Genomic DNA, 25,673 nt, shown 5'->3' on the forward strand with positions numbered 1-25,673 from the left:
AAGGCTCCCCGAACGGCTGAAAGTGGATGGCCAACTTAGGAGGAGAAACCCCATGTTGAAAAGAAGACTAATCGGTGTCGTGGTCGGCGTTGGCGCGCTCATTGGCGGGGCGAGTGTGACGTACGCGCAAGACACCTACATCCCGTTGATCTCGAAGGGCTTCCAGCATCAGTTCTGGCAGGCGGTTAAATCCGGCGCGGAACAGTCGGCCAAGGAGCACAACGTCAGGATCACTTTCGAGGGTCCGGAAACCGAGGCCATGGTCGATAAGCAGATCGACATGCTCTCGGCGGCGCTCGCCAAGAAGCCCCAGGCGCTCGGCATCGCCGCGCTCGATAGCAAGGCAGCCATTCCGCTGTTGAAGCGGGCGCAGGCCGCCAAAATACCCGTGATCGCCTTCGACTCGGGCGTCGACAGCGACATTCCGTTGACCACGTGCGCGACCGACAATCTTGCCGCGGCCGCACTCGCCGCCGACAAGATGGCCGAGGCGATCGGCAATGCCGGAGAGGTGGGTCTGGTGGTGCATGACCAGACCAGCCGCACCGGCATCGATCGCCGCGATGGCTTCCTGAATGAGATGAAAGCGAAGCACCCGAACATCAAGATCGTCTCAGTCCAGTACGGCGGCGGCGACCACCTGAAGTCGGCGGAAATCGCCAAGACGATGATCCAGGCCAACCCCAATCTCAAGGGCATTTTCGGGGCGAATGAAGGGTCGGCGGAAGGTGCTGCGATCGGCGTCAAGGAATCGGGCAAAAAGCTCGTGCTGATCGGCTATGACTCCGGCAAGGAGCAGAAGGACGACATCAATTCGGGCTTGATGGCCGGCGCCATTACGCAGAACCCGGTCGGCATCGGCAAATGCGTCGTCGACTCTGCGGTGAAGGCGTTGAAGGGCGAGAAGCTGCCCAAGAAAGTCGACACGGGCTTCTACTGGTACGACAAGAGCAATATGAGCGATCCCAAGATCGCCGCTGTGCTCTACGATTGACCGGGGCCGCCTGACGCGAAGAGAGAGGAGGGGGCGCTGCGCTCCCTTTTCTTTTCTTGCCTCCCGTCCGCCTGGAGTGCAGATGGCTGCAAAGAGGCCAGGCGAACACGCACGGCCTCTTTGCCTATAAGCAGAAGACGATAGCTGTCGCAGAGGAGGGGTTCAGATGCCCACGATCACCAAGCTGTCCGTCCGGGACATTCGGTTCCCGACCTCGCGTTCACTCGACGGCTCCGATGCGATGAACGCCGCGCCGGATTACTCCGCTGCCTACGTGACGCTCGAAACCGATTCGCCGACGGGGCTCACAGGTCACGGTCTTACCTTCACCATCGGCCGCGGCAACGAGATCTGCGTGAGTGCGGTGAAGGCGCTTGCCCCGCTGGTCGTCGGCAAAACGCTCGAGGATATCGCAGCGAACATGGGCGCCTTCTGGCGCGCGTTGACGTCGGACAGCCAGTTGCGCTGGATCGGTCCGGACAAGGGCGCCATTCATCTGGCGACGGCGGCTGTCGTGAACGCGGCCTGGGACCTGTGGGCCAAAGCGGAAGGCAAGCCGGTGTGGAAACTGCTCGTCGACATGAGTCCCGAAGAACTCGTGCGATGCCTCGATTTCCGCTATGTGACCGATGCGATCACGCCGCAGGAAGCCATCGCCATGCTGCACCGTCATGCAAAGACGCGAGGCAAGCGCGAAAAGGACATGCTGGCGCACGGCTATCCGGCCTACACGACGTCGGCCGGCTGGCTCGGTTACGACGACGACAAGATTCGCCGGCTCGCACGTGAAGGTGTCGCGCAGGGCTGGACGCACTTCAAGCAGAAGGTGGGCGGTAATATTGAAGAAGATATGCGCCGGGCCCGCATCCTGCGCGAAGAAATCGGCGAAAACCTGAAGCTGATGATGGATGCGAACCAGGTGTGGGATGTCGACGAAGCGGTCGCGAACATGCGGCGCCTGGCGGAATTCGATCCCTGGTGGATCGAGGAACCCACGAGTCCCGACGACATTCTCGGCCACGCGGCTATCCGCGAGCGGATTCGGCCCATCGGTGTCGCGACGGGCGAGCACTGCCAAAACCGGGTGATGTTCAAGCAGTTGCTGCAGGCACAAGCAATCGACTTCTGTCAGGTCGATAGCTGCCGCCTTGGCGGTCTGAACGAGGTGATCATCGTCCTGTTGATGGCGGCGAAATTCGGTGTGCCCGTGTGTCCGCATGCGGGTGGCGTCGGCTTGTGCGAGTACGTCCAGCATATTTCGCTGTTCGACTATATCTGCGTGTCGGCGTCGCTGGACAACCGGGTGCTCGAATACGTGGATCATTTGCATGAGCATTTTGTCGATCCTGTCGTGATTCGAAACGGCCGTTATATGCCGCCGCAGCGTGCCGGCTACAGCATCGAAATGCATGCAGCGTCGCTTGATGAGTATGACTTTCCCGAGGGGCCGGCCTGGCGGGTTTGACGCGGCACGCGCGGGGCCCTCTGCGGCCATCGGCTAACTCGTACTCGTCAAAGCGACGATGAAGTCAAGGAACACCCTTGTCTTGGCCGGCGTGTGGTGCCGCGATGGATGGTACGCATAGAGAGGGAAGCGCTCATCCGGCCAGTCTGGGAACAGGTTGACGAGCCGTCCCTCCCGAATCAGGGGTTCCGCTCCGAGCAGAAGCATCTGCGCGACGCCGGAGCCGGCCAGACAAGCGTTGAAGAGTGCGCTCGGATCGTTCACCGTAAGCCGTCCATTCGTTTCGACAACCAGCTTTTTGCGCTTGCGATGAAACTCCCACGGATACGGCTTTCCGGTTTCCGGGTTACGGAATTCGAGGCACCGGTGCGTCCCGCGACCCAGATCTTGAGGCTCTGCTGGCCGCCCCCGGCGCGCGAGGTACGAGGGTGCTGCGACGGTGACAACAGCGGTGTCCAGAAGCTTTCGCGCAATCAGACTGGATGAGCGAGGTTCGCCAAATCGCAAGGCCAGATCGAAGCCGTCCACGATGAGGTCGCCAAGCTGATCTCTCGCAATGAACTCGAGTTCAAGTTCAGGATGCGCATCCATGAATTCGTCGAGCTTCGGACCCAGAACGATTCGAAAAAAAGCGGGATCAAGATTGATTCGCAGTTTCCCGCGTACTGTCGCGGTGCCGCCTGACGCGGCGGCTGCCGCTTCCTCCATTCCCCTTAAGTGCGGCATGACCTGCTCGTAGAACCGTTTGCCCTCTTCCGTGAGGGAAACGGCGCGAGTCGTGCGATTGAAGAGCCGTATTTTCAGCCGCTTCTCGAGCCTGGCGATTGCCCGGCTGACTCCGGGGGGCGACATACCCATCACTTCGGACGCGGCTGCGAACGTCCCCGCATCGACGACGGCCGCAAATACGCTGATACCGCTAGAGAGATTCTCGCTGGACGATCTCATTGGCGCTCCCCGCACAGTGCGTCAAAAACCGCACTATGGCTCATTAGTGACTGCCTGTCACTTCAGAAGTGTCATTCGTATCATTTAGTTTCTCATCGAGTTTACCCACAATGCATCCCAACGGTCCGTTTCGACCGCAACGATCCAAAGGAGCATTGCCATGAATACCGGTTATCTCGCACTTGCCGTTGCCGCCGCCATCGCCTTCCCTGTCGCTGGCTACGCTCAGGAATCCTCGACTGTCACGCGTGCACAGGTGCGCGCGGAACTCGTCCAACTGGAAAGCGTGGGCTACCAGCCCGGCCGAGCCAACGATCCGCATTACCCAGCCGACATTCAGGCAGCCGAAGCAGCAGTGGCCTCGCAGAAGGGCGCCGAGTCGAACGTCGCCAGTGGCGTGGGCGGAGTGCGCAGCGGTTCGTCCGATTCGGGCAATCGCGTCGCTGCGGCAGCCCTCGCGAATGCACCGTTCAACTCGCTTTACGCACATCGTTGATCGGCGTGTCACACCAATCATTGTTCATTCCATTTTCCAAGGAGTAGGAGATGACCGTTCAACTCACCCGCCGCGACCTGTTGAAGCGGGCATCCGGTCTCCTGGCGGTCGCCGCAGTGGGCGGATTGACCAGCATCGGAACGGAGGCCGCGGAGGGTCATCAGGAGCGTCATCGTGTTCTGGTCCGCAACCCAGCCTTTGCCTCGATTGACCTTTCCCTGCGGCAGGCCGTCGACAACGGCACCGTGGCCGGCGTGGTGGCGATGGGCGCCACGCAGCGCGGGCTCGTCTACGAGGGCGCATCTGGCCATGCCAATCCCCAGACGGGTACGGCGATGACGCCCGACACGGTGTTCTGGCTGCTATCGATGACCAAGGCGATCACTGCGACCGCCTGTATGCAACTCATCGAGCAGGGCAGGCTCTCACTCGATCAACCCGCGGGCGACATTCTCCCGGAACTGAAGTCGCCGCAAGTGCTGGACGGCTTCGATGCATCCGGACAGCCGAAACTGCGTCCTGCACGCAACACGATTACCGTGCGTCACCTGCTGACTCACACGTCCGGCTTCACGTACAGCATCTGGAGCGAAAACATGAGCCGGTACGAAAAGGTGACCGGCATGCCGGATATTGGCTATTCGATGAACGGCGCGTTCAAGGCGCCGTTGGAGTTCGAGCCCGGCGAGCGCTGGCAGTACGGCATCGGGATGGACTGGGTGGGCAAGCTGGTTGAGGCAGTCACCGATCAGTCGCTGGAGGTCTACTTCCGCGAGCACATCTTCGCGCCGCTCGGCATGAGCAATTCGGGATTTCTGATCAGCGGCGCGCAGAAGCAGCGCGTGGCGACCATGCACAACCGCCAACCCGATGGATCGCTCAAGCCCGCTCCGTTCGAGATCAACCAGCGGCCCGAGTTCTTTATGGGCGGCGGCGGGGCATTCAGCACGCCGCGCGATTACATGGCGCTCCTGCAGATGCTGGTGAACGGCGGGACGTACCGCGGCGAGCGGGTCCTGCGCGCCGACACCGTTGCGACGATGTTCCAGAATCACATCGGAGATCTTCAGGTAACCGAAATGAAGACGGCACAGCCGGCGTGGTCGAACAGCTTCGATCAATTCCCTGGGATGCCGCACAAGTGGGGGCTTTCCTTCGACATCAACACGCAGCCGGGTCCGCATGGCCGCAGCGCGGGCAGCATCAGCTGGGCGGGACTGCTGAACAGCTATTTCTGGGTCGATCCCGTCAGGAAGGTGACCGGCACGCTGTTCACGCAGATCCTGCCGTTCTACGACCCTCGCGTGGTGGATCTGTACGGACAGTTCGAGCAGGGGCTGTATCACGGCTTGCAACACGCCTGATCACCGGTCAGTGATCGGCGCTCGGGACACATCTATTTATGCAAGGAGAAACTGCAATGTATGCAATCACAGGGATAACAGGAAAGGTCGGCGGTGCGGTGGCGCGCACGTTGCTCGCAGCGGGCCAGTCCGTACGCGCGGTGGTACGCGATGCCGCTCGGGCACGTTCGTGGGCCGAGCGCGGATGTGAAGTGGTGACTGCCGACATGGACGACGAGACATCGCTTACCGCCGCTTTCGAGGGCGCGCAAGGCGTCTTCATCCTGCCGCCGTCCGATTTCGATCCGTCGCCGGGCTTTCCCGAGGCACGTGCTGTCATTGACGCTGTGCGCGGGGCGCTTCAGTCCGCGGCGCCTGGCAAGGTGGTCTGCCTGTCGACGATCGGCGCGCAAGCCACCGAGATCAATCTGCTCACGCAACGTACGCTGATGGAGCAGGCGCTTCAGGATTTGCCGGTGCCGGTGACATTCCTGCGTCCCGGCTGGTTCATGGAAAACGCCGCGTGGGACGTGGCGCCTGCCCGCGACACAGGGGTCATCCCCAGCTTTCTGCAGCCGCTCGGCAAGGCGGTGCCGATGGTCGCGACCGCGGACGTGGGTCGCGTCGCCGCGCAACTGCTTCAACAAACCTGGCTCGGCGTGCGTGTCGTCGAACTGGAGGGGCCGCACCGTGTGAGCCCGAACGATCTGGCCGCGGCATTTGCCCAGGTGCTCGGTCGTCCGGTTCGTGCGGAGGTGGTGTTGCGTGAGACATGGGGCGAGCTGTTCCGGTCCCAGGGTACGACGGACCCGTTGCCGCGCATGCGCATGCTCGACGGCTTCAATGAAGGCTTCATCGCCTTCGAAGGCAATGAAGCCGACATCGTCAAGGGCGAGGTGGAACTGGAAACCGTTCTGCGAGGCCTCGTCTCGCAGGCGGGCTAACGCGGACGCACCCGGTGACGCGTGCAGGATGCCGCGTCGCCGGGTGCTTTCCGTTCATCGTTCAGCAAGGCATTCATATCAAGGGGTTCGCTATGGAATACAGCACACTCGGCAGGTCAGGCCTGCGCATTTCCCGTCTTTGTCTTGGCGCCATGACCTTTGGTGCCGGTACCGGAATCTGGGGCGAAATTGCCGGCCTCGACCGTGCCCAGGCCACCCGGCTTGTCGCGATGGCAGTCGAGCGCGGTATCAACCTGATCGATACGGCAGACGCTTATTCGCAAGGGCACTCTGAAACGGTCGTCGGTCAGGTACTGGCTGACCTCGGACTCGACGAATCGCGCATGCTGGTCGCGACCAAGGTTCGGTTGCGCACAGGAGCCGGCCACAACGACGTCGGACTCGGCCGCTCGCACATCATGCGCTCGGTGGAGACGAGTCTTCGGCGTATCGGCCGGGACCATATCGACCTTTTTCAGTTGCACGACCGTGACGCACTCGTGCCGCTCGAAGAAACGCTTCGCGCGCTGGATGATCTTGTTACGCAGGGGAAGGTGAGGCACATCGGTGTGTGCAATTTCAGCGCGGGCGATCTGGAACGTGCGCAGGGAATTGCCAACTGTACGCATGGAGCCCGCATCGTGAGCAATCAGGTTCACTATGCGCTGACGAGCCGCGACGTCGAGTATGAGATCGCGCCCGTGGCAAAGGCGAATGATGTTGCGCTTCTGGTGTGGAGTCCGCTCGCGGGCGGGTACCTGAGCGGTAAGTACACGCAGGGAAGCAGCGGCGAAACCGGGCGTCGAACCGCGTTGAATTTTCCGCCGATCGATCCCGCGAAGGCGGATCCTGTCGTGCATGTATTGCGCGACATCGCTTCGGAATTGAACGCGTCGCCCGCTCAGGTGGCATTGGCCTGGATTCTGGCGCGCCGTGAAGTCTGTTCCGTCATCGTAGGCGCGCGCACGACCGACCAACTGACCGCTAACCTCGACGCTGAGCACATTGCGTTGAGCGCAGCGCAGACCGAACGTTTGGATCAGGTTTCGCAGCCGCACCTGCCATATCCGTACTGGATGCAGCAGTTCCATGACAAGGATCGAGTGGTGGGCTGATTGCTTGAGGAGCGGCCGTGCCGTCACGCCATCTTCAACTGCAACGTGACCGTGAGCCGAAGGCGTGCGCTGGTAGCGATGAGTTTCAGCGTCATGCCTCGAGATTTCCACCGGACGAGCGCCAACGCGCCGGTGAAACCCCGATATGACGCTTGAAGACGCGTTGAAACGCGGCAGTCGATTGATAGCCCACCGCCTCGCCGATCTCGGCGATCGGCGCGGCGGTATGCAACAGCATTCGGCCCGCGATGGTCATTCGAACCTCAGTCAGCACGTCGGAAGCCGAGCGACCGATGGCTTCCTGAAACTGACGGATGAATGTTGCTCGGGACATATTGCAGAGCCCCGATAACTGATCCAGGGTCCAGGGCTCACCTGGCGTCTCGAACATTGCGGATATCGCAGGTTGCAAACGAGGCCGCCTCGAGAGCGCGAGCAAACCATGCGGCGGCTGAGTACCTTCAGTGGCGAAACGCAACGTCAGTGCGAACAGCGCCGCCGACAGGTGATTGACGAACATCTCGCTGCCGGGGCCGGGATCGTTGGCCTCCTCATGCATCAGTTCGATCAGTTGTCTCAGACGAGTGCGGACAATGGATCGTGCGGAACCTTCGACGTCGCCACCTGGTTCGGGCAATGCGCTATGTACGACCAGGCGGCCGGGCAGATGGTCGCGCAATAGTCTGTCTGGAACTGCGCCGAGCAGAAACCGTCCGCATAGGAAGTCAGCCTTTTCGCCTTTCCCATCGTTCTCAAAGACGATCAGCGAGGCCTGTCGACTTTTTGTTTCGGGCCTCGCGGTCTCCCCGCTACCGTCATGAATAAGGTGTGCGTTGCCCGCTGGAAACAGAATGATGTCGCCCGCTGTCAGCCGTTCGGGCGGCCCGTTAACGTCTTCGAGAACGGCATGACCGGACAGCAGCACGTGGTAGGGAATTTCTCGCACGCCGGAGACAGCCTGATCGATTTTCCACGGCGCGCCGAAAAGACAGCGCAACTCCAGCCGCCCCGTGACGGGTATCAGTGAAAGCAGTCGACTTAGCAGATCCATGTGAACCGGGGGAGCATGTTTTCGCGTTGTTCGGGAATCGGTATCAAGGCACGCAACGTGGCGCATCGGCGCAAACAATGACGCCGGATTCTAGCTGGTCGCTTCGTCCGGCGCTGCACGACGGACGCCGTCGCACTGAGCGGATGTTGTGATACTTTTGAGCATAATAATGCCAATTTTTAGTATCGTAAAGATCATTCGCTGGACCTAAAGTGGAGGCTCCTAACCACCACTGAAGGAGTTCCATCATGAGCCGCATCACTGTCCCCGCTATTGCCACCGCCACCGGCGCCACTGCTGAGGTCTACGCCCAGGTCAAGAAGATTGCTGGCGGCACCGTACCTAACCTCTTCGCTGCTGTTGGTCACGTGGCCCCGGCGACGCTCTCCACCGTGCTGGCTGCCGAAGGCGTGCTCGCATCGGGGAGCCTGAGCAAACAGGATCTGGAAACTATCAAGGTGCTGGTCAGCGAACAGACCGGCTGTGACTACTGTGTAGCTGCACACGTGATGCTGGGCAAGATGACGGGCCTCTCGACGGAGGCGCTCAAACAGATTCGCGCCGGACAGGCCACCGGCGATGCCAGGCGCGATGCGCTCGTGCACTTCGTGCTGAATTTGCAGAAGACGAGCGGCACGATCAGCGAGAACGAATTCGCCGCCATTCGCGCGGCCGGCTATACCGAGACGCAACTCGCTGAGATTTCGTTGGCCGTTGCCATGACGATCTTCACCAATACATTCAACCGTATCAACGATACCGACGTCGATTTCCCGCCGGTCAAGTAACGGCAACATCGCGGAGCGTGTCGCCACACGATGGTGACGCGCTCGTCCTATCAAACGCTTCGCGACGCGGTGATTTCGCATCTGACTTATGCCGAAGGGCTTGGGCCGTTGTTGTCGGACGTGCCGGCTCGGGTAGCGGGATCAGATTTGAACAGACCTGAAACACGTCCCCAAGGAATTACCCTGGACGCAGTCAAACCGCTTGACATCCTGAATTTGGCTTCATAAATTCGCTTCGACTGAGCCGTCATTGTTTCTGGCGGCTCCACGGCAACGATGCCGTGCTACATATGAAAGGCTATGCAGCCCCCGAACTTGCGTCCAACGCTGGTTCGGGGGCTTTTTGCTTTTGGGAGAAGAAATGATGACGTTGCAGTACAACCCCGCGGAACATGGGGTCGCAGACCTGGTGGTCGCATGCGTTCAGATGGAACCTCATGTCGGCAGGAAGCACGACAACGTGGCGCAATGCATCCGGCACATCGAAGCTGCGGCGCATCACGGCGCGTCTCTGGTGGTGTTGCCGGAGCTGGCCAATAGCGGCTATGTGTTCAACGATCGTGACGAGGCATTCGCGCTGGCCGAAACGTTGCCGGAAGGGGAGACCGCGCAGTTGCTTGCCGAAACGACGCAGCGCCTTGGCATTCATGTCGTGATGGGTATTGCCGAGCGGGCGGGCAAGCAACTCTACAACTCAGCGATCCTGACTGGCCCGACGGGTCACATCGGCGTCTATCGCAAGCTGCATCTCTGGAATGACGAACATCGCTTCTTCGAACCGGGCGATCGTGGCGTTCCGGTGTTCGACACGCCGCTGGGACGAATCGCCATCGCCATCTGCTACGACGGCTGGTTTCCCGAGACATACCGGCTTGCCGCGATGCAAGGTGCGGACATCGTTTGCGTGCCGACCAACTGGGTGCCGATGCCGGCCCAACCGGACGATCGTCCCGCCATGGCCACGACGCTCACCATGGCGGCCGCGCATAGCAACGGCGTGGTGATCGCATGTGCAAACCGCATCGGCATGGAGCGTGGTCAACCGTTCGTCGGCCAGAGCCTGATTGTGGGCGGCAACGGATGGCCGGTCGCGGGTCCGGCCAGTGTCGATCGCGAAGAAATCCTGTACGCCGCAATCGATCTGACGCGCACTCGTTCGGAACGCACGCTGAACGCCTTCAATCACGTGCTGAGCGATCGGCGCGCGGACGTGTACGACCCGATGCTGGGCACCGGCTGGCCGACCTCACGCGCATGAGGCATCCGATAGCACACCCGTACGAAACACAAGAATTTCATTCGACCACTGTGAGGAAAAAATCCATGACTCCGTTCAACAGACAAATCCTTGGCGCCGCCGCGGCGCTCGTCGCGGCTTGCACCTGCATGAGTGCGCTCGCCGCCGATCCGATCAGGATCGGCGTAGCGGTGGGGCTCTCTGGCGCAAATAGTGTGGTCGCGCCGGCCGTCGTGCAGTCGTCGCAACTCGCTGTCGACGAAATCAACGCAGCGGGCGGGATCATGGGCCGCCAGGTGCAGCTCGACATCACCGACGACGCATCCGGTGCAGTCGGCGCGCAGAAAGCGTACGACACGCTCGTGTTCCAGAAGAACGTCGACGCGATCATTTCCATGGAAACGAGCGCCGCGCGTAACGCGGCGCTGCCGATCGTGGCGCGCGGCAAGAAGCCGTTCGTGTACACGTCGTTTTATGAGGGCCGTTCGTGCAGTCCGTGGATGTATGTCAACGGCTGGGTGCCTGAGCAGCAGGTCGCGCCGGTGGTCGATTACTTCGCGAAGAGCAAGGGCGCCAAGACCTTCTATCTGGTCGGCAACGACTACGTTTTTGGCCGCGGTATGCTTGGATTCACCAGAAAATACATCGAGGAGCACGGCGGCAAGGTAGTCGGCGAGGAGTACTTGCCGATCGACGGCACCGACTGGACACCGATTCTTTCCAAGATCCGTTCGGCTCATCCTGATGCGTTAATCAGTGCGACGGCCGGCGGCGCGCCTAACGTGTCGCTTGCCAAACAGTTGAAGGGTTCTGGCATGACGCTGCCTTACGGCAACCTGGCGATCGACGAAGGCACGGCGAAGAGCATGGGCGACGTCGCCACGGGCATGTATATGTCGGGCTCCTACCTGACGGGCATCGATACGCCGGGCAACAAGAAATTTATTGCGGCCATGGACAAGAAATTCGGCAAGGATCTAAAGACCCCGAACGAGTTGTCCGAGCCGCAGTACGAAGCCTTCTTCCTGTACAAGGCCGCAGTCGAAAAAGCGGGCTCAACCGACACCGACAAGGTGATCAAGGCGCTGGGCCAGGTGTCGTTCGACGGACCGCGCGGACCGGTGGCCATGAACAGGAGCCGCCACACGCCTCTCGCCATGCGCCTGGGCCAGATACAGGCGGACGGCTCAATCAAGATCTTGCAGACGTTCCCGAACGTGGATCCGGGCGCGCAGTGCCCGAATATCAAGTAGACGTAGCTGGAAATACAGCGTCCGCCTGATGCGCATTCGCAGGCGACAAGCAGGCGACACGCAGGCGGATGCGACTGGAGAAGACAATGGTTCTGGCACTCGATATTTTCACAACTGCGGCGGTGCTGTTCATCGTGACCGCAGGGTTAATGGTGATTTTCGGCGTGATGAAAATCGTCAACTTCGCCCACGGTGCGCTGCTGACAATCGGCGCATACGCGAGCTTCGTCGTGACGCAGCTCAAGCTGAGTCCGTGGCTCGGGCTGCCGCTCGCCGTCGTGGTGGGTACCGTCGTCGGCATGCTCGTCGAGCAGGTGATCGTGCGCCCACTCTACAAGCGTCCGCTCGACGCGATCCTTGCTACCTGGGGTCTGGGCATCGTGATTGGCCAGCTCATCGTGATGGCCTTCGGCCGCGAGGCGCAATTCGTGGAGACGCCGCTCAAAGGAGCCGTCACCATTGGTGGGACCGATTACTCTGCCTATCGTTTGCTGCTGATCCCGATCGCGCTCGGCCTGTGCATCCTCATGACTGCGCTTCTCACGGGAACGCGCTTCGGCATCAAGACGCGCGCGGTGATCATGAACGAGGATCTGGCGCGAGGACTCGGCATTCATTCCGGCCGCATCCGTTTTATCACTTTCAGTCTGGGCGCAGCGCTCGGTTCGCTCGCCGGCACACTCATTACGCCGCTGTCGAGCGTCGACCCCGACATGGGACTGCCGTGGCTGGTGAGCGCGTTCATGCTGGTCATGGTTTCAGGACACTCGATGCTCAGTCTGCTGGTGACGTGCCTCGTATTCGGCGCTTGCCAGGTGCTGGTCAGCACGTTCGTCAGTCCGGTGCTGGGCGGCTTGACTATCGCCGTGCTGGCGGCGCTCACGCTGCGCATTCGTCCGAAGGGGTTCTCTCATGGCTAAAGTCGGCGCATCGCCCCATCGAGCCGGTGATCAAGCTGTGCAAAACGATGAGCGGGCAAGCAGTGGGCGAACGATTCACGGACGCGGTCTGCTCGTGGTCGGCGGCCTGGCTGTCGTGCTGCTGGCCGCGGGTCCGCTTGTCTTTGGCTCGTATCTGCTCAACGTCCTCATTCAGGCCTTCTTCTTCTCGATCGTAGCCGTGACCGTGGATATCCTGTGGGGGTACACCGGGTATCTGACGTTCGGGCAATCGGCGTTCTTCGGTCTCGGCGCCTATGCCGCAGGTCTCGTCTTTACACACGGCGGTTTTTCAGCGGGTTATGTGGTGCTCGCTGTGGGAGCGGCTGTCGCGGTTACCGCGGCCGTGGCCGCATTGCTCGGCTGGCTGTCGTTCTATCGCGGCGCGTCGCCGTTCTTCGCGACGGTGATGTCGCTCGTATTGCCGATCGTTCTCAGCCAGTTGCTGCTCTCCGGCGGCGCGTGGACCGGCTCGAGTTCGGGACTCACCGGCTATGAGACCTTCGATCTTTCGCTGCAGGCGTGGTACTGGCTCGCCGGCGCGGCGCTGCTGGCCGTCGCATTGATCGCGTGGCTATTCGTGCGTAGCGACGGCGGCCGCGTGCTGGCTGCCATTCGCGACAACGAATCACGCTGCGCGTATCTCGGCATTAATACGTCGCTCGTCAAGATCGTCTTGTTGGTTGCAACCGCGGCCATCGCCGGCCTCGCCGGATTCGGCTACGGATCGTTCAGCGGCGTGGTCGCGCCTGAGCTGGCCGGGTTTGTCCTTGGCACCCAACTGATCATCTGGGTCGCGCTCGGCGGCCGGGGAACGTTGTGGGGGCCGGTGATCGGCGCGCTTCTGATCAATGTCGGGACCGCCTATCTCAGCGGCAGCATGCCATTCGCGTGGCAACTGATTCTGGGCGCCGCGTTCGTAGCGGTGATCGTGCTGTTGCCGCAAGGTTTGGTGCCGCTGTTGCTCAAGCCGTTACGCCATCTGGCGGGTCACGGCGCCGAACCCGAGCTGGTTGAGCGCGACGTCGGCGCAATTCATCAACGGGAGCTGTCAGTGCCAGCGCTGCAGATGAACGGCGTCGCCAAACATTACGGCAGCCTGAAAGTGCTGCAAGGCATCGATCTGAACGCCGATGGCGGTGAACTGGTTGGCCTCATCGGCCCGAACGGCGCCGGCAAAACGACGCTCATGCGTTGCATGAGCGACGGCGCGGAACGTTCCGCCGGCACGGTCGCGCTGTGTGGCAACGATGTCCGGCAATTGCCGCCGGACCGATGCGTGCATTTCGGCTTGGGGCGCAAGTTCCAGAACGCGAATATCTTCGAGACGCTTACCGTTGCGGAGTGCCTGAGAATCGCGGGCACCATCATCGAGCGGCCATCGCTCCTGCGACGCTCCACGACGCTTGCGCTGCCGCCCTATGCGCTGGAGGTGCTTCGTACTACCCATCTCGATCAGAGGCTGGGCGCCGTAGCGAAGGATCTTTCGCATGGCCAACAGCAGGCGTTGGAACTGGCGATGGTGCTCGCACTGGAGCCACGTATCGTACTGCTCGACGAGCCCACGGCAGGTTTGACCAAAACGGAGCGCACGCAAATCGGCGATGTGCTCGCCGCGTTGGCTCACCAGTATCGGCTTTGTTGTCTGCTGGTGGAGCACGACCTCGACTTCGTGGCCGGGATTGCCACGCGCATCGTGGTCCTGCACCAGGGACGCATCGTGATGCAAGGCAACTTCGACGAAGTCGTCAACTCGGAGCTGGTCAGAACGATTTATGCCGGGACTGCGCAAAGCGCTGCGGCAGGCGAAAACGTCGGACAACGGGAGGCGTCATGAGCCAGATTGCGCTGGAGTTGCAGGACGTGACGAGCGGATACAAGGCTTCGGTCGTGCTGCGCAAGCTCTCGATGACCGTTGCCGACGGCGAAGCCGTCGCGCTGCTCGGCAAGAACGGCATGGGCAAGACGACGGTGCTCAAGACAATCATGGGCTATCTGCCGAAGAAAGCCGGCGCCATCCGTGCGCGCGGGCAAGATATCACGCGCATGGCGCCTCACCAGATCGCGCGAGAGGGCATTGCTTACGCGCCTCAGGAACATGCATTGTTTCAGGACCTCACTATTCGCGACAATCTGCGTCTTGGGCTCGAGAAGGCGTCGGCGTTCGACGAACGCTTTGCCGCGATCGAGCCGGTGTTCCCGGTATTCGCAAGTCGCCTGAAGCAGTTGGCCGGCACGCTTTCCGGCGGCGAACAGAAGATGCTGCTGGTGGCGCGCGCGCTCATGATGCGTCCTTCGCTCATTTTGCTCGACGAGATTACGGAAGGGTTGCAACCGTCCGTGATCGACCGTCTCGCCGACGCACTGCTATGGGAACGCAGCCAGCACGGCACGACGCTGCTGCTGGTAGAGCAGAATGTTCCCTTTGCGCTGAAGGTTGCCGATCGCTACGCGGTGCTCAAGCAAGGCGAGATCCTCGAGCGTGGCAACGCGAAGGATGAAGCAGCGGTAGGATCGATCTTCGAACACCTGCGTGTGTAAGCAACATTCAGGACGACCATCACGATAGGCGGCATATGACGAACGCAAACTCATTTTATCGACCCCGCTCAGGACTGGACCTGCTAGAGCAAACCGCCGGCGACCCGCGCGAGCGCGAGCGCGCCGTCCTCGAGTCGTTCGCGCGCATGGAGGAGGTCGAGCCCGAGGTGAGGGCGATGACGGCCGTCGCGCACAGGGAAACGGCGTTGACCTTGGCCGCCGGTGCAACGGGTCCATTGGCCGGCATACCGATCGCGGTGAAAGATATCTTCGACACGAGCGACCTGGTCACCGGCTACGGCTCGCCAATTTACGAAGGCCATCAACCGAAGTCCGATGCCGCGATCGTCACGTTATTGCGGCGTAACGGCGGCATTGTCATCGGCAAGACCGTCACCAGCGAATTCGCCTATATGACGCCGCCAGTGACGCGCAATCCGTGCGACCTGACACGTACCCCTGGCGGATCTTCATCCGGCTCGGCCGCTGCGGTGGCAGCCGGCATCGTGCCTTTCGCGATCGGCACGCAGACTGGCGGCTCGACCATCCGGCCCGCTTCGTTCTGCGGCATCGCTGGCTACAAGCCCACGCTCGGCATGTTGCCGACCGTCGGCATGAAGTGCTTCTCGTGGTCGTTCGATACGGTCGGCCTGTTCGGCGCCGGTGTGCGCGACGTGGCTTACTTCGCTCAGGTCCTGTCGGGCCGGTCACTTGCCCTGAGCGGCGTGACGGCCGGCCCGGTGTTCGGCGTGCCGGACAGCTACCCATGGACCGCGCCGTCGGCGAATGCGAGTGACGCGCTCGACACGGCGGTGCGCGCCATCGAGCAGGCGGGAGGGCGCGTGCGGCGTGTGCGTTTCGCGCCATGGATGGCCGACCTGGTCGCCGCGCACAACACGATCCAGAGCTATGAGGCGTATCAGTCGTTGGGGTTCGAGTACGATCATCATCGTGTCGATCTATCGCCGATGCTCGCCGGTTTTCTTGATCGTGCTGCGAGGATCGATACCGCAAACTACATCAAGGCATGTGTGCTCGCGGAACAGGCGAAGGTCAGGCTTGCCGAACTATTCGACGGCATCACCGGATTGCTGACGCCGAGCGCACCCGACGAAGCGCCCGACGGCCAGGCGTCCACGGGCGACCCCGCATTCAATCGCAATTGGACCTTGCTCGGTTGCCCGTGCGTGAACGTGCCGGGATTGAGGGGCGCACGCGGCGCCCCGATCGGCGTGCAGGTGATCTGCCGTCCTTGGGACGATGCACGATGCCTCGACGCTGCCGCATTTGCCGAGCAGGCGATCGCGGCAACAGTGGGACGTTTTCCCGCGACCTGAGCAACGAGGAAGCGATGCAAGGAGGAGACGAAATGGCGGCGAGCTCGCGACAGTCGGCCAATCCGGCGCCCGCGGACGATGGTTGGCGCATCGGCGTGTTGTACTCGCGCACGGGCGTGACCTCAGCGACCGAGTCGGAGCATTTTTTCGGCACCGTGCTCGCGATCGAGGAAGTCAACGCGGCCGGCGGCGTGGGTGGGCGCCTGCTCGACCCGGTTGTTTACGATCCGAAGAGCGATCTTGACGAATATCGCCGGCTCGCCACGCGGATGCTGCAGGAAGACGACGTGACCGTGATTTTCGGCTGTTCGACTTCGTCGAGCCGAAAGGCGGTTTTGCCGGTGATCGAACGCACCAATGCATTGCTCTGGTACTGCTCGATCTATGAAGGGTTTGAGTATTCGCCGAACGTGATCTACACCGGCGCGGTACCGAACCAGAACAGCATGCAACTGGCCGCCTATCTGCTGCGCAATCATGGCCGCCGTTTTTTTCTGGTTGGCGCCGACTATATCTATCCGCGAGAATCGAATCGGATCATGCGCGACATGGTCGAGCAGCATGGCGGCGAAATCGTGGAAGAACTCTATCTGCCAAGCGATGCGGATCCAGCGGCGCTGGAAGACGTGGTGCGGCAGATCAAGAGCATCGAGCCCGACGTCGTGTTCTCCACGCTGATCGGGCGAGGCGCGCGTGACTTTTATCGGCTGTATCGCGAGCACGGTATCGACCCGGCACAGATTCCGATCGCAAGCTTGACAATGACCGAGGGCGAAACGCGGATGATCGGCTCCGAACTGTGTGGCAGCCACATCGTCTCGGCGAGTTACGTCAACACGCTGAACCTCGCGAGTAACCAGCGCTTTCTGAAATCATGGCATGCGCGATTCGGAGATCAACCGGCCAGCATGTGGTCGGAGATGGCGTATAACCAGGTGCATCTGTTTGCGCTGGCGCTGGCCCGCAGCGGAAGTCTCGATACGGCCAAGCTGGTGGAGGCGGTACACGAAGTCGAATTCGATTCGCCAGAGGGGGTGCTGAAAATCGATCCGGAGAACAATCACGCGATACTGACGCCGCGCATTGCCGTGTGCCGGCCGGACGGCTCGTTCGATATCGTCTGGGAGGGCCGAGGTCCGGTCAAACCTGATCCCTATCTGACGTCGTACGGATTCGCGGAATTCTGGCTCGACGGAGAATCGGCATGAGCACGGGGGCCCGTCGTCTGTTCGACGATCTACGCACACTGCGCGTCCTCGTGATTCATCCGCCGGGCGAGGATCGCATTGTTCTGGAAGAGCAGTTGCGCCGCATTGGTTGTCCGGTGCGCGTGCTCTGGCCGTTTCCGTCGCAACTGCCCACCGATGTCGACGCGATTTTCTTTCTCGTCGGCCCCGAAACCCGCAGCGCGGGAAACTGGTGCGCGGCCGATACCGAAGCCACCTTGATCGCGTTATCGGACTACGAAAATCCAACGGCGCTAAAAATGCTGGTGGATACGCAGGCGCATGGCGTCATTACGAAGCCCTACCGGTCTACCGGCATTCTGAGCACCCTGGTGCTCGCGCGCGCGTCTTCAGGCTATCAGCAGCGCTTGCATAGCAAGGTCGCCAAGCTCGAGGAGGCGATCAAGGCACGACGCCACATCGAGAAGGCCATCCGCATCCTCATGGAGGCGCACCAGCTCAGCGAGAGCGAAGCATACGAGCACATTCGTTCAAGAGCGACAAGTCTCCGGGTCACGGTGAGCGAGATCGCTACGTTGGTGATCGATGCGCATGAGGCAATGGAAAAGCTCGGCCTTGCCAAGGGACCAAGGCCTTGAGCCGCACCCGCTAGTCAGGGATCACCGGCTCGACCAACTTTGCCAACTGAACCAGCGACTCCTGCCAGCCGAGGTAACACATCTCCACTGGAATAACCTCGGGCACGCCCTCTTGCACAATGGTGAGTTCGGTTCCGCAGGACACCGGCCGCAATGAAATGGTGGCGTGCATCTGGCCGGGCAGGTTCGGGTCGTCGAAACGGTCCGAGTAGCGGATGGTCTCGAACGGCACCAGTTCGACGTACTCGCCGCCGAACGAGTGACCATTGCCGGTGCCGAAGTTACGGAAGGACATTTTGTAAGTGCCGCCCACGCGTGCATCCATGTGGTGGACCTGACAGGTGAACCCGTAGGGAGGAAGCCACTTCGCGATCGCGTCGGCTTCGAGGAAGGCCCGATAGATGCGCTCGGGAGTCGCGTGCAGGACACGATGGAGACGGATTGTTCCGGTAGTCATGGTGTGCTCGCCTTTCACTGGAGAAGTTGAACATACTCCTACGACGATCTGGCTACGCCGGTATCGACATAGGCTGAGACCAGGAAAAACCCGTACACGCTAATAAGCGTCACCTGTTACCGCTTCTATCCGGCCACCACGCGGTTGCGGCCATCGTGCTTGGCCCGGTAAAGGCGTTCATCGGCAACGCGTAAGAGGGTGTCGATCGTGACACCGTCGCGGCCGAACTCGGAGACGCCAACACTGACAGTAACGGCGACGGCCCGTCCGGTTCCGGTGTAAAACTCCTCGGTAGCCACAGCGCCCCGAACGCGCTCCGCGATCGAACGTGCCGCGTCCAGCGCGGCTTTAGGCAGCAGCACCATAAACTCTTCACCACCGACCCGCGCTACGCCGTCATAGGGTCGAATGGCATCAAGGCATTTCTGCACGAATCGCTGCAACACCTCGTCGCCCACCTGATGGCCGTAGTTGTCGTTGATCAATTTGAAGTGGTCGAGATCCAGCGCCAGCAGCGAGAACGGCGCACCACCTCGCCTGGCGCGTGCGATTTCCGTCTCCACTTGCTGGATAAACTCGCGCCGGTTCGCGGCGCCCGTCAGCGGATCGGTCGCGGCGAGGTGTTCGAGCTTGTGATTGGTGCGTTGGAGTTCCTGCAGCGCGCTTTCCGTGCGTGCCATCGCTTCGGCGAGGCGAGCCATCAGTTCTTCCTGGCTGTAGATCGTAGAAAAGGACCGCGTCGTGCGAAATGCTTGAACGACGCCGTAACTCAGCAGGAAAAAGCCGGCGGCGAAGATCGCGTGTGCCAGCCACCACATATGGTTCCAGGGCTTGCCGAGAATGAACGCGAGAGACGCCAGCGCGAAGAACGTGATCGAGATGCCGTAGATCACCATCAGCGGCGAGCGAATGCGACGCAGCATCAGCACCGTGACGTTCAGCGTCGAGAAGACGAGCGCGCCGCCTTCCATGGAGAGCCGCACGGCGAGGTTGCCCGCAATGGGCGAGTTCGCAATGATTCCGACGGCCAGGTCGATCAGGACGAACACGGCGATCCACCTCAGCCACGGGCGCGGATTCGAACGCTGCTTGAGCGCGTCCGGCGCACGATGGTACGAGAGAAGCCCAACCAGCAGCAGCACCGACATCACCAGACGCGATGCGGGTCCGTAGAGCAGGAATAGCCAGATATTGTGGTGCGCCATGCCGGTGAACGCGCCGTGCAACGCATAGACCAGCACAAAGCCGAGAAAACCTAAAGTCAGCCACCGCAACAGCGGTTCACCCGACGACAGATAACAACGCCAGGTTACATAGGTGACAAACAACCCCTCGAGCGTTGCTGCTGCGATCGCGATTTCGTGGAACCCGTGGTTTTCGAACTTCAGGCTCGGGTCTTGAAAGAAAGCCAGATAGGCAATCAGGTAGGCGGGAAGGAGCGCAAAACCAATGACCAGCAAACCCGAGTAGAGCTTGGTCACGATCCCGATGAGGCGAGGCGGCTCTTCGATTGAAATTGTCGTGCTCATGTGCCCGTCTCCGACAATATTACGGTGTTTTTTCACACCGCCGAGCGATTGACGCGTGGATTGGCCGATTCGGACACGGCACCATGCCGTTATGCCGGGCCAAACATACCGCGCAGCGGACTATCTTCAGGCAATTGAAAGTATAACGGACTGTAATTTGCATCGGTGGTATATCGGTCGTGCAATTAGCTCCTGATATATCGTGCAGTTGTCTTCTGAAAATGACAGAAACAGCGGCCGGCAGTTTCCAGTCGCTGAATCCGATTCAGCCTAGGCTGCGGCGCCGCGTAAATCCCTTATATGCTGATAGACGGTCGCACGGCCCATGCCCAGAACGTTGGCAACATAGTTAGCCGCGCTCTTTCCTTTGAAGGCCCCTTCCTCCCACAGTGCCTCGACCAGTTCGCGACGGTGTTCCCGGGTCAGGGAGTTGAGTGCCAGTTGGCGTTCCTGAAGCCATGCGTGGAGAAACGTGTTGATGCGCTCCTGCCAGTCGTCCTTGAACAGCTCCTCAGGCTGCTTCACCAGACCCGCGCCCGACACCACGCGGTCGATGACATGTTTCATGTCCTCGAAGACGGCGATGTTGTAATTGACGCACATTACGCCGACAGCCGCGCCTGCGTCGTCAAAGAGCACCGTGCTGACACAGCGCATCCGCCTGCCGTCCCAATTGATCTTTTCGTACGGACCGATCGTGCCTGACTGCGCTGAATGATCAATCTCTTCCAGCGCCGATTCGTCGCCCAGCTCACGCTTTGACAGGTTGTTTGCAATGTACGCGATCGTCTGGCTGTGCAGGTCATGAATGACGATTTCGACGTACGGAAAGAAGAGCAGCGCGATACCGTCTGCGACACGGCCGTAGCGATCCAGCAAAAGCCGGCGCGCGGGTGTGGTCTTAGTCTTTCGCATAGGGAAGCATGAGGTTTTTCGGTTTGGCCGGGTCTGGCGGCGCGTGTGTCAAGGTGCAGCGAATATTCGTGCGATGCACTATTTTGCCATGGGCGATGTTCATGCCTGTTTGCGGCAACCTACGCACCGCCGCATCGGTCTTGCTCAACCGATCGGTTGCCCGCTCACGTGCCTGAACAACGCGTAGGCGATCGCGACATCTTCCAGTCCGAGTCCGATTGAGCGAAAGAAAACGTGCTGCCGCCAGGAGGGTTTCCTGGCCCCGCCGGATACGAGTTCGGGCAAATCGCCCAGAACGCTTTCCGGCGACCAGTCATGGAGTTGCGCCGCCAATTTCATCTCACCTGCGCTGGCGGGCGTGGTGCGCCGGTAGTCGCAATAGACGTCCATGTCCTGAATCCACGCCGGTGGAATTTCATGCGCATTGGCGACATTCGTGCTGATCGACGTGATGAGTGCCGGCTTGGTCAGCAGGTTGTCCGACAGTACAGGCGTGCCCGAGGAGGTGCACAACGCGACCACGTCGGCATCGCGCACGCAATCATCAAGCTGAGTGCAGATCCGCACACGCTCATGAAGGGCGACGATCTCTGCGCGCTTCGCCTCGTTGCTCGCAAGCTCGGGTGAAAACACATTGATCGCATCCCACGCTCGCAGCGGCGCAAGGTGGCGCAAATGCGCCTGCCCCACGGCACCCGCGCCGACGATGGCGAGCCGGCGCGCGTTGGGTGCCGCAAGGTGTTCCACCGCAAGTGCCGTTGCGCCGGCGGTGCGCTCGATGGTGAGCAGACCTGCATCGCACCACATCAAAGGCTGCCCCGTTTCCATCGACATCAGTGCGGTCCATGCCGTAATGACCGGTTTCGCTTCTGTCACGATGTACGGCGACATCTTTGCTCCAAAAACCTTGGCCTCCGCCATGACCCCGAGGTACGTAATGAAATCGCCAGCCCCTTGCGGAAACGGGGTGAAGGTCTGCGACGGCTGCACTGCGGAATCGTTCGCAAGCGAGAGAAACATGCGTGCCAACGCGCCGCGCACATCGAGGTGGGGCAGTGCTTTACGCACCGCGTCCTGCTGGACGATCAACGGGAATACTGTGTCTGTGCTGCTCATGGGCCTGCTCTCCACATCGTTGCCGGCTAGCGGCGTCAGCGCAATTCTAAAGTCAAAAAGTCCAGTCTGGACTTTTATTGTGAAAATCACTTGCATTTGTGAGTGTCCAGAATAGACTGTTGTTCCAGAACGAGTGTGAGAACAGGCCTTTTTGGCACCTCATGCGTCTTCTCGAGGTCGCGCCGTCAGTTACCGCCCCGTGCCCTAATTTTGTGAACCCCAATTTCATAGGGAACCATCATGCGTCTGAAGCTTCCACTCTCACTTTTCGTCGCTGCCGCTCTAATCGGTTCGGTTGGCACCGTCAGCGCCGAGACTCAAAGCACCTTGCGTTTCGGCATCGAGGCCGCGTATCCGCCGTTCGAAAGCAAGTCGCCGACGGGGCAATTGCAGGGATTCGACGTTGACGTCGGCAACGCGGTTTGCGCGAAGATGGGCGTGAAATGCGAATGGGTGGAGAATTCGTTCGACGGCTTGATTCCCGCGTTGCAGGCGCGCAAATTCGATGTCATCAATTCCGCGATGAACATTACGGACAAGCGCAAACAGTCCATCGATTTCACGCCGCCGATCTACGTGGTGCCGATCGTGATGGTGGCGAAGCGTGGTTCCCCCTTGTTGCCGGATGTGAAGAGCCTGCAGGGCAAACGCGTCGGCGTTCTGCAGGGATCGTCGCAGGAAGATTTCCTTAAGCTCCACTGGGCGAATGCCGGCGTATCGATCGTTTCGTACCAGGACCAGGATCAGGTGTACGCCGACCTCGTTGCCGGACGCCTGGATGCCGCCGTCCAGGAAGCGCAGACTGTTGAGGATGGTTTCCTGAACAAGCCGTCAGGCCATGACTATGCGATTGTCGGCCAGCCGCTCAGCGATCCGGCAACGCTTGGCGAAGGCACGGGCTTCGGCTTGCGCAAGGGCGACAAGGCGTTGGCCGGAAAGATCGATGCTGCGCTCGCCGCACTAAAGAAAGACGGCACGCTCAGCAACCTGTCGCAGAAGTATTTCAAGCGCGACATCATCGCGAAGTAACCGGTTCATGACCCGATGCGAGCCGATTCGCATCGGGATCCGAAATGAACATTCGAGCGAGCTTATGGATTTCGATGTGATCGTGCTGGGAGCCGGGATTGTCGGCGTGTCGTCCGCGCTGCATCTGCAGGATCGCGGCCGCCGCGTGGGGCTCGTCGATCGACGCGGCCCCGGCGAAGAGACCAGCTTTGGCAATGCCGGCCTGATCGAAAGTTCGTCGGTGGTTCCTTACGGCTTTCCGCGCGATCTCGGTACGCTGCTGCGCTACCTGCGCAATCGGTCGACCGATCTTTACTGGGACTACAGGGCGCTGCCGTCGTTCGCGACGTGGCTGGCGCGATTCTGGTGGGAGTCGTCTCCCGAGCGGCTCGAAGCTGCCGCGCGCGATATGTTGCCGTTGATCCGGCGAAGCGTCGCCGAGCACGACGTGCTGATCGAGCGTGCCGGCCTCCAAAGTCTCGCGCACGACGGCGGCTGGATCGAGGCATTTCGCACCCGCTCGGAATATGAACGGCAGGCATCAGCCGCCGAAGTCACGGCGAGGACATACGGATTGCGCGTGGTGCCGTGCGATGCCGATGCACTGGTGGCGCGTGAACCCGGTATCGCGCCGGGTTTTAGCGGCGCATTGCATTGGCAGGACCCGAAGAGCATCTCCAATCCGGGTGCGTTGACGAAGGGCTACGCGCGACTGTTCGAGGAGGGCGGCGGCGCGCTGCTCACCGGCGAGGCGGTCACGGTGCGTCAGGAAGCCGATGCATGGACTGTTCAGACGTCGCAAGGCAGGATCAGTGCGAAAGAGGTGGTCGTAGCGCTTGGCCCTTGGTCCGACAAGGTCTTTGAGCCGCTCGGATATCGGATACCGCTACGGGCAAAGCGCGGATATCACATGCACTACGAGGCCACGAAATCGATGCTCTCGATACCGCTGGTCGACACGGAAAAAGGGTATGTGGTCGCGCCTATGCAAGGTCGCCTGCGGCTGACCACCGGCGTGGAAATCGCCCGACGCGATGCGCCACCGACTGGCGTTCAACTGGAACGCGCGGAAGCGGTTGCCCGGCCGATATTCGGTCTGGGCCGCCGCCTCGATGACGCGCCATGGCTCGGGTTGCGGCCCTGTACGCCCGACATGCGGCCTGTCATTGGGCGCGCGCCTCGCCATCGAGGGTTGTGGTTCTCGTTTGGGCATAACCATCACGGATTGACGCTCGGTCCCGTGACAGGCCGTTTGCTCGCAGAAATGATGACGGGTGGCGAGCCTTTTACCGATCCCCATCCGTTTCGTCCCGAGCGATTCCGATAGAGGGCGTGGCGGACCCGCTTCATCGATAAGTCAACTGCGTAACGAATCGCGCGAGCCGGAATGCACGCTGCCTACAGTCCCTTCAGGAACGCAACCAGCAGATCGCTCACTTCTGCCGCACGCTCGCGCTGAATCCAATGACCCGCGCCATCGAGAATATGACATCCACGCAGTCCGGGCAGTACGCGTGCCAGATTCGCGATACGGGCCTGCGCGCCCGGAAACTTAAGGACGTCGTCTTTCGCGCCGGCCACGAATAGCGAAGGCTGCCGGATCACGCAGCCCCGCCACGCGGCCATGAGTTCCGACGAGCGCCGAATGCTGCGGTACCAGTTCAGCCCGCCTCTGAAGCCAGTGCGCGCGAACTCGCCCGCCACGTAGGCGATTTCTTCACTGCTTAGCCAGGCCGGCAGCGTCTCGGGGTCCACTGAGTTGTCGAGAAAACCTGTGCCGGGCGCGAGTATGCCCGCCACCACGTGGTCAGGCCCATCGCCCGACATGCTGAACGTGACGCGTCGAATGGTGGCTTCGGGATCAGCCTCGAACTCCCGCTCAGCGATGCCGGGTGTCTGGAAATGCTGCATATAGAACGTTTGGACACCTTGCCGCTCCAGCGCACTGAGCAAGTCCTCCCGCGCAGGCGGATGGAACGGCACGCTCATGCCGACGACGGCACGGAACAGATCGGGCCGCAACATCGCCGCGTTCCAGGCCACCGGCGCGCCCCAATCGTGGCCGACGATCACCGCCTCGCTCTCGCCGAGAACATTGACGAGCTCGACCATGTCGCCGACGAGATGCAGCATCGTGTACGACTCCGCGTCCGGCGGCGCATCGGTGCCGCCATAGCCACGCATGTCGGGCGCGACGGCGCGGAACCCGGCGGCTGACAGCGCCGCCAACTGGTGCCGCCAGGCGTACCAGGACTCCGGAAATCCATGACATAGCAGCACCAGCGGGCCGCTGCCCTGGCTGGCCACACGCATGCGCAGTGCACCTACCTGCAACGTCTCGAGGCGAAGTTCGTGCAAGGTTTGCTCCATGAT

General features: G+C 61.2%; 24 protein-coding genes. 17 read left to right on the forward strand and 7 right to left on the reverse strand.

The features are described from left to right. Window positions 1-52 precede the first annotated feature (52 nt). Both M0D67_RS09955 and M0D67_RS09960 read left to right on the forward strand, forming a co-directional pair. Window positions 53-994, forward strand: a complete 942-nt coding sequence (locus M0D67_RS09955; protein WP_171927973.1) for an ABC transporter substrate-binding protein — start codon at window positions 53-55, stop codon at window positions 992-994. A gap of 166 nt (window positions 995-1,160) precedes the next feature. Next, window positions 1,161-2,459, forward strand: a complete 1,299-nt coding sequence (locus M0D67_RS09960) for an L-fuconate dehydratase (RefSeq protein ID WP_154560181.1) — start codon at window positions 1,161-1,163, stop codon at window positions 2,457-2,459. A 33-nt stretch (window positions 2,460-2,492) separates the two neighbouring features. Here the strand turns inward: M0D67_RS09960 and M0D67_RS09965 are convergent, their stop codons facing one another. Beyond that, window positions 2,493-3,407 (reverse strand): LysR family transcriptional regulator, encoded by a 915-nt coding sequence (locus M0D67_RS09965; RefSeq protein ID WP_154560182.1) that lies wholly within the window; start codon window positions 3,405-3,407, stop codon window positions 2,493-2,495. Window positions 3,408-3,567: 160 nt separating this feature from the next. Between M0D67_RS09965 and M0D67_RS09970 the strand changes: the two genes are divergently transcribed. The 4 genes from M0D67_RS09970 to M0D67_RS09985 all read left to right on the forward strand — a co-directional run bounded on the left by M0D67_RS09970 (window position 3,568) and on the right by M0D67_RS09985 (window position 7,305). Continuing rightward, the gene (locus tag M0D67_RS09970; protein ID WP_266238717.1) at window positions 3,568-3,903 is read left to right on the forward strand and encodes a DUF4148 domain-containing protein; all 336 of its coding nucleotides are present in this window, start codon (window positions 3,568-3,570) and stop codon (window positions 3,901-3,903) included. A 50-nt stretch (window positions 3,904-3,953) separates the two neighbouring features. Then, the gene (locus M0D67_RS09975) at window positions 3,954-5,267 is read left to right on the forward strand and encodes a serine hydrolase (RefSeq protein ID WP_266238718.1); all 1,314 of its coding nucleotides are present in this window, start codon (window positions 3,954-3,956) and stop codon (window positions 5,265-5,267) included. A 56-nt stretch (window positions 5,268-5,323) separates the two neighbouring features. Next, window positions 5,324-6,190, forward strand: a complete 867-nt coding sequence (locus M0D67_RS09980; RefSeq protein ID WP_266238719.1) for an NmrA family NAD(P)-binding protein — start codon at window positions 5,324-5,326, stop codon at window positions 6,188-6,190. Between the two features lie 92 nt (window positions 6,191-6,282). Further along, window positions 6,283-7,305, forward strand: a complete 1,023-nt coding sequence (locus tag M0D67_RS09985) for an aldo/keto reductase (protein WP_266238720.1) — start codon at window positions 6,283-6,285, stop codon at window positions 7,303-7,305. A 91-nt stretch (window positions 7,306-7,396) separates the two neighbouring features. Here the strand turns inward: M0D67_RS09985 and M0D67_RS09990 are convergent, their stop codons facing one another. Further along, window positions 7,397-8,356 carry an AraC family transcriptional regulator gene (locus M0D67_RS09990; RefSeq protein WP_154560187.1) on the reverse strand — a complete coding sequence of 320 codons (960 nt, stop codon included), beginning with the start codon at window positions 8,354-8,356 and terminating at the stop codon, window positions 7,397-7,399. Between the two features lie 248 nt (window positions 8,357-8,604). On the opposite strand from M0D67_RS09990, the gene M0D67_RS09995 reads away from it, so the two are divergent. The 9 genes from M0D67_RS09995 to M0D67_RS10035 all read left to right on the forward strand — a co-directional run bounded on the left by M0D67_RS09995 (window position 8,605) and on the right by M0D67_RS10035 (window position 18,275). Continuing rightward, window positions 8,605-9,144, forward strand: coding sequence for a carboxymuconolactone decarboxylase family protein (locus M0D67_RS09995; RefSeq protein ID WP_266238721.1), 540 nt, complete (start codon window positions 8,605-8,607; stop codon window positions 9,142-9,144). 361 nt (window positions 9,145-9,505) lie between these two features. Then, complete coding sequence (locus M0D67_RS10000; protein ID WP_154560189.1) at window positions 9,506-10,402, forward strand: nitrilase family protein; 897 nt, start codon at window positions 9,506-9,508, stop codon at window positions 10,400-10,402. Window positions 10,403-10,467: 65 nt separating this feature from the next. After that, the gene (locus tag M0D67_RS10005) at window positions 10,468-11,634 is read left to right on the forward strand and encodes a substrate-binding protein (protein WP_266238722.1); all 1,167 of its coding nucleotides are present in this window, start codon (window positions 10,468-10,470) and stop codon (window positions 11,632-11,634) included. 86 nt (window positions 11,635-11,720) lie between these two features. Next, window positions 11,721-12,554: a branched-chain amino acid ABC transporter permease gene (locus M0D67_RS10010; RefSeq protein WP_097394188.1), complete on the forward strand. Its 834-nt coding sequence runs from the start codon at window positions 11,721-11,723 to the stop codon at window positions 12,552-12,554. Continuing rightward, window positions 12,547-14,409: a branched-chain amino acid ABC transporter ATP-binding protein/permease gene (locus tag M0D67_RS10015; protein ID WP_266238723.1), complete on the forward strand. Its 1,863-nt coding sequence runs from the start codon at window positions 12,547-12,549 to the stop codon at window positions 14,407-14,409. Before M0D67_RS10010 ends, M0D67_RS10015 begins: the two co-directional genes overlap by 8 nt. After that, the gene (locus M0D67_RS10020; RefSeq protein ID WP_154560192.1) at window positions 14,406-15,113 is read left to right on the forward strand and encodes an ABC transporter ATP-binding protein; all 708 of its coding nucleotides are present in this window, start codon (window positions 14,406-14,408) and stop codon (window positions 15,111-15,113) included. Before M0D67_RS10015 ends, M0D67_RS10020 begins: the two co-directional genes overlap by 4 nt. A 35-nt stretch (window positions 15,114-15,148) precedes the next feature. Next, window positions 15,149-16,450 (forward strand): amidase, encoded by a 1,302-nt coding sequence (locus M0D67_RS10025; RefSeq protein ID WP_171927960.1) that lies wholly within the window; start codon window positions 15,149-15,151, stop codon window positions 16,448-16,450. Window positions 16,451-16,482: 32 nt separating this feature from the next. Next, the gene (locus tag M0D67_RS10030; RefSeq protein WP_171927961.1) at window positions 16,483-17,658 is read left to right on the forward strand and encodes a transporter substrate-binding domain-containing protein; all 1,176 of its coding nucleotides are present in this window, start codon (window positions 16,483-16,485) and stop codon (window positions 17,656-17,658) included. Further along, window positions 17,655-18,275: an ANTAR domain-containing response regulator gene (locus M0D67_RS10035; RefSeq protein ID WP_171927962.1), complete on the forward strand. Its 621-nt coding sequence runs from the start codon at window positions 17,655-17,657 to the stop codon at window positions 18,273-18,275. The genes M0D67_RS10030 and M0D67_RS10035 overlap by 4 nt, the downstream gene beginning before the upstream one ends. 10 nt (window positions 18,276-18,285) lie before the next feature. Here M0D67_RS10035 and M0D67_RS10040 read toward each other — a convergent pair whose 3' ends face one another. The 4 genes from M0D67_RS10040 to M0D67_RS10055 form a co-directional block, all read right to left on the reverse strand. Continuing rightward, window positions 18,286-18,732 carry an SRPBCC family protein gene (locus M0D67_RS10040; RefSeq protein WP_154560196.1) on the reverse strand — a complete coding sequence of 149 codons (447 nt, stop codon included), beginning with the start codon at window positions 18,730-18,732 and terminating at the stop codon, window positions 18,286-18,288. A gap of 125 nt (window positions 18,733-18,857) precedes the next feature. Next, window positions 18,858-20,261: a GGDEF domain-containing protein gene (locus tag M0D67_RS10045; protein WP_171927963.1), complete on the reverse strand. Its 1,404-nt coding sequence runs from the start codon at window positions 20,259-20,261 to the stop codon at window positions 18,858-18,860. A gap of 270 nt (window positions 20,262-20,531) precedes the next feature. Beyond that, a complete protein-coding gene (locus M0D67_RS10050; RefSeq protein WP_054038287.1) occupies window positions 20,532-21,176 on the reverse strand; it encodes a transcriptional regulator in 645 nt (214 codons plus the stop codon). 144 nt (window positions 21,177-21,320) lie between these two features. Beyond that, window positions 21,321-22,292, reverse strand: a complete 972-nt coding sequence (locus M0D67_RS10055; RefSeq protein ID WP_171927964.1) for an ornithine cyclodeaminase family protein — start codon at window positions 22,290-22,292, stop codon at window positions 21,321-21,323. Between the two features lie 240 nt (window positions 22,293-22,532). On the opposite strand from M0D67_RS10055, the gene M0D67_RS10060 reads away from it, so the two are divergent. Both M0D67_RS10060 and M0D67_RS10065 read left to right on the forward strand, forming a co-directional pair. After that, the gene (locus tag M0D67_RS10060) at window positions 22,533-23,321 is read left to right on the forward strand and encodes an ABC transporter substrate-binding protein (RefSeq protein WP_154560199.1); all 789 of its coding nucleotides are present in this window, start codon (window positions 22,533-22,535) and stop codon (window positions 23,319-23,321) included. Window positions 23,322-23,385: 64 nt separating this feature from the next. Then, window positions 23,386-24,627: an FAD-binding oxidoreductase gene (locus M0D67_RS10065; protein ID WP_171927965.1), complete on the forward strand. Its 1,242-nt coding sequence runs from the start codon at window positions 23,386-23,388 to the stop codon at window positions 24,625-24,627. Between the two features lie 71 nt (window positions 24,628-24,698). On the opposite strand, the gene M0D67_RS10070 is transcribed toward M0D67_RS10065, so the two are convergent. Then, entirely contained in the window at window positions 24,699-25,658 is a 960-nt protein-coding gene (locus tag M0D67_RS10070; RefSeq protein WP_266238724.1) for an alpha/beta fold hydrolase, read from the reverse strand. Window positions 25,659-25,673 lie beyond the last annotated feature (15 nt).

Source organism: Paraburkholderia sp. SECH4, assembly GCF_030511745.1.
GTDB classification, from domain to species: Bacteria; Pseudomonadota; Gammaproteobacteria; order Burkholderiales; family Burkholderiaceae; genus Paraburkholderia; species Paraburkholderia madseniana.

Coding starts and splice junctions, on each gene's coding strand:
- M0D67_RS09955 (WP_171927973.1), top strand. CDS start 53: ATGTTGAAAAGAAGACTAATCGGTGTCGTGGTCGGCGTTGGCGCGCTC.
- M0D67_RS09960 (WP_154560181.1), top strand. CDS start 1,161: ATGCCCACGATCACCAAGCTGTCCGTCCGGGACATTCGGTTCCCGACC.
- M0D67_RS09965 (WP_154560182.1), bottom strand. CDS start 3,407: ATGAGATCGTCCAGCGAGAATCTCTCTAGCGGTATCAGCGTATTTGCG.
- M0D67_RS09970 (WP_266238717.1), top strand. CDS start 3,568: ATGAATACCGGTTATCTCGCACTTGCCGTTGCCGCCGCCATCGCCTTC.
- M0D67_RS09975 (WP_266238718.1), top strand. CDS start 3,954: ATGACCGTTCAACTCACCCGCCGCGACCTGTTGAAGCGGGCATCCGGT.
- M0D67_RS09980 (WP_266238719.1), top strand. CDS start 5,324: ATGTATGCAATCACAGGGATAACAGGAAAGGTCGGCGGTGCGGTGGCG.
- M0D67_RS09985 (WP_266238720.1), top strand. CDS start 6,283: ATGGAATACAGCACACTCGGCAGGTCAGGCCTGCGCATTTCCCGTCTT.
- M0D67_RS09990 (WP_154560187.1), bottom strand. CDS start 8,356: ATGGATCTGCTAAGTCGACTGCTTTCACTGATACCCGTCACGGGGCGG.
- M0D67_RS09995 (WP_266238721.1), top strand. CDS start 8,605: ATGAGCCGCATCACTGTCCCCGCTATTGCCACCGCCACCGGCGCCACT.
- M0D67_RS10000 (WP_154560189.1), top strand. CDS start 9,506: ATGATGACGTTGCAGTACAACCCCGCGGAACATGGGGTCGCAGACCTG.
- M0D67_RS10005 (WP_266238722.1), top strand. CDS start 10,468: ATGACTCCGTTCAACAGACAAATCCTTGGCGCCGCCGCGGCGCTCGTC.
- M0D67_RS10010 (WP_097394188.1), top strand. CDS start 11,721: ATGGTTCTGGCACTCGATATTTTCACAACTGCGGCGGTGCTGTTCATC.
- M0D67_RS10015 (WP_266238723.1), top strand. CDS start 12,547: ATGGCTAAAGTCGGCGCATCGCCCCATCGAGCCGGTGATCAAGCTGTG.
- M0D67_RS10020 (WP_154560192.1), top strand. CDS start 14,406: ATGAGCCAGATTGCGCTGGAGTTGCAGGACGTGACGAGCGGATACAAG.
- M0D67_RS10025 (WP_171927960.1), top strand. CDS start 15,149: ATGACGAACGCAAACTCATTTTATCGACCCCGCTCAGGACTGGACCTG.
- M0D67_RS10030 (WP_171927961.1), top strand. CDS start 16,483: ATGGCGGCGAGCTCGCGACAGTCGGCCAATCCGGCGCCCGCGGACGAT.
- M0D67_RS10035 (WP_171927962.1), top strand. CDS start 17,655: ATGAGCACGGGGGCCCGTCGTCTGTTCGACGATCTACGCACACTGCGC.
- M0D67_RS10040 (WP_154560196.1), bottom strand. CDS start 18,732: ATGACTACCGGAACAATCCGTCTCCATCGTGTCCTGCACGCGACTCCC.
- M0D67_RS10045 (WP_171927963.1), bottom strand. CDS start 20,261: ATGAGCACGACAATTTCAATCGAAGAGCCGCCTCGCCTCATCGGGATC.
- M0D67_RS10050 (WP_054038287.1), bottom strand. CDS start 21,176: ATGCGAAAGACTAAGACCACACCCGCGCGCCGGCTTTTGCTGGATCGC.
- M0D67_RS10055 (WP_171927964.1), bottom strand. CDS start 22,292: ATGAGCAGCACAGACACAGTATTCCCGTTGATCGTCCAGCAGGACGCG.
- M0D67_RS10060 (WP_154560199.1), top strand. CDS start 22,533: ATGCGTCTGAAGCTTCCACTCTCACTTTTCGTCGCTGCCGCTCTAATC.
- M0D67_RS10065 (WP_171927965.1), top strand. CDS start 23,386: ATGGATTTCGATGTGATCGTGCTGGGAGCCGGGATTGTCGGCGTGTCG.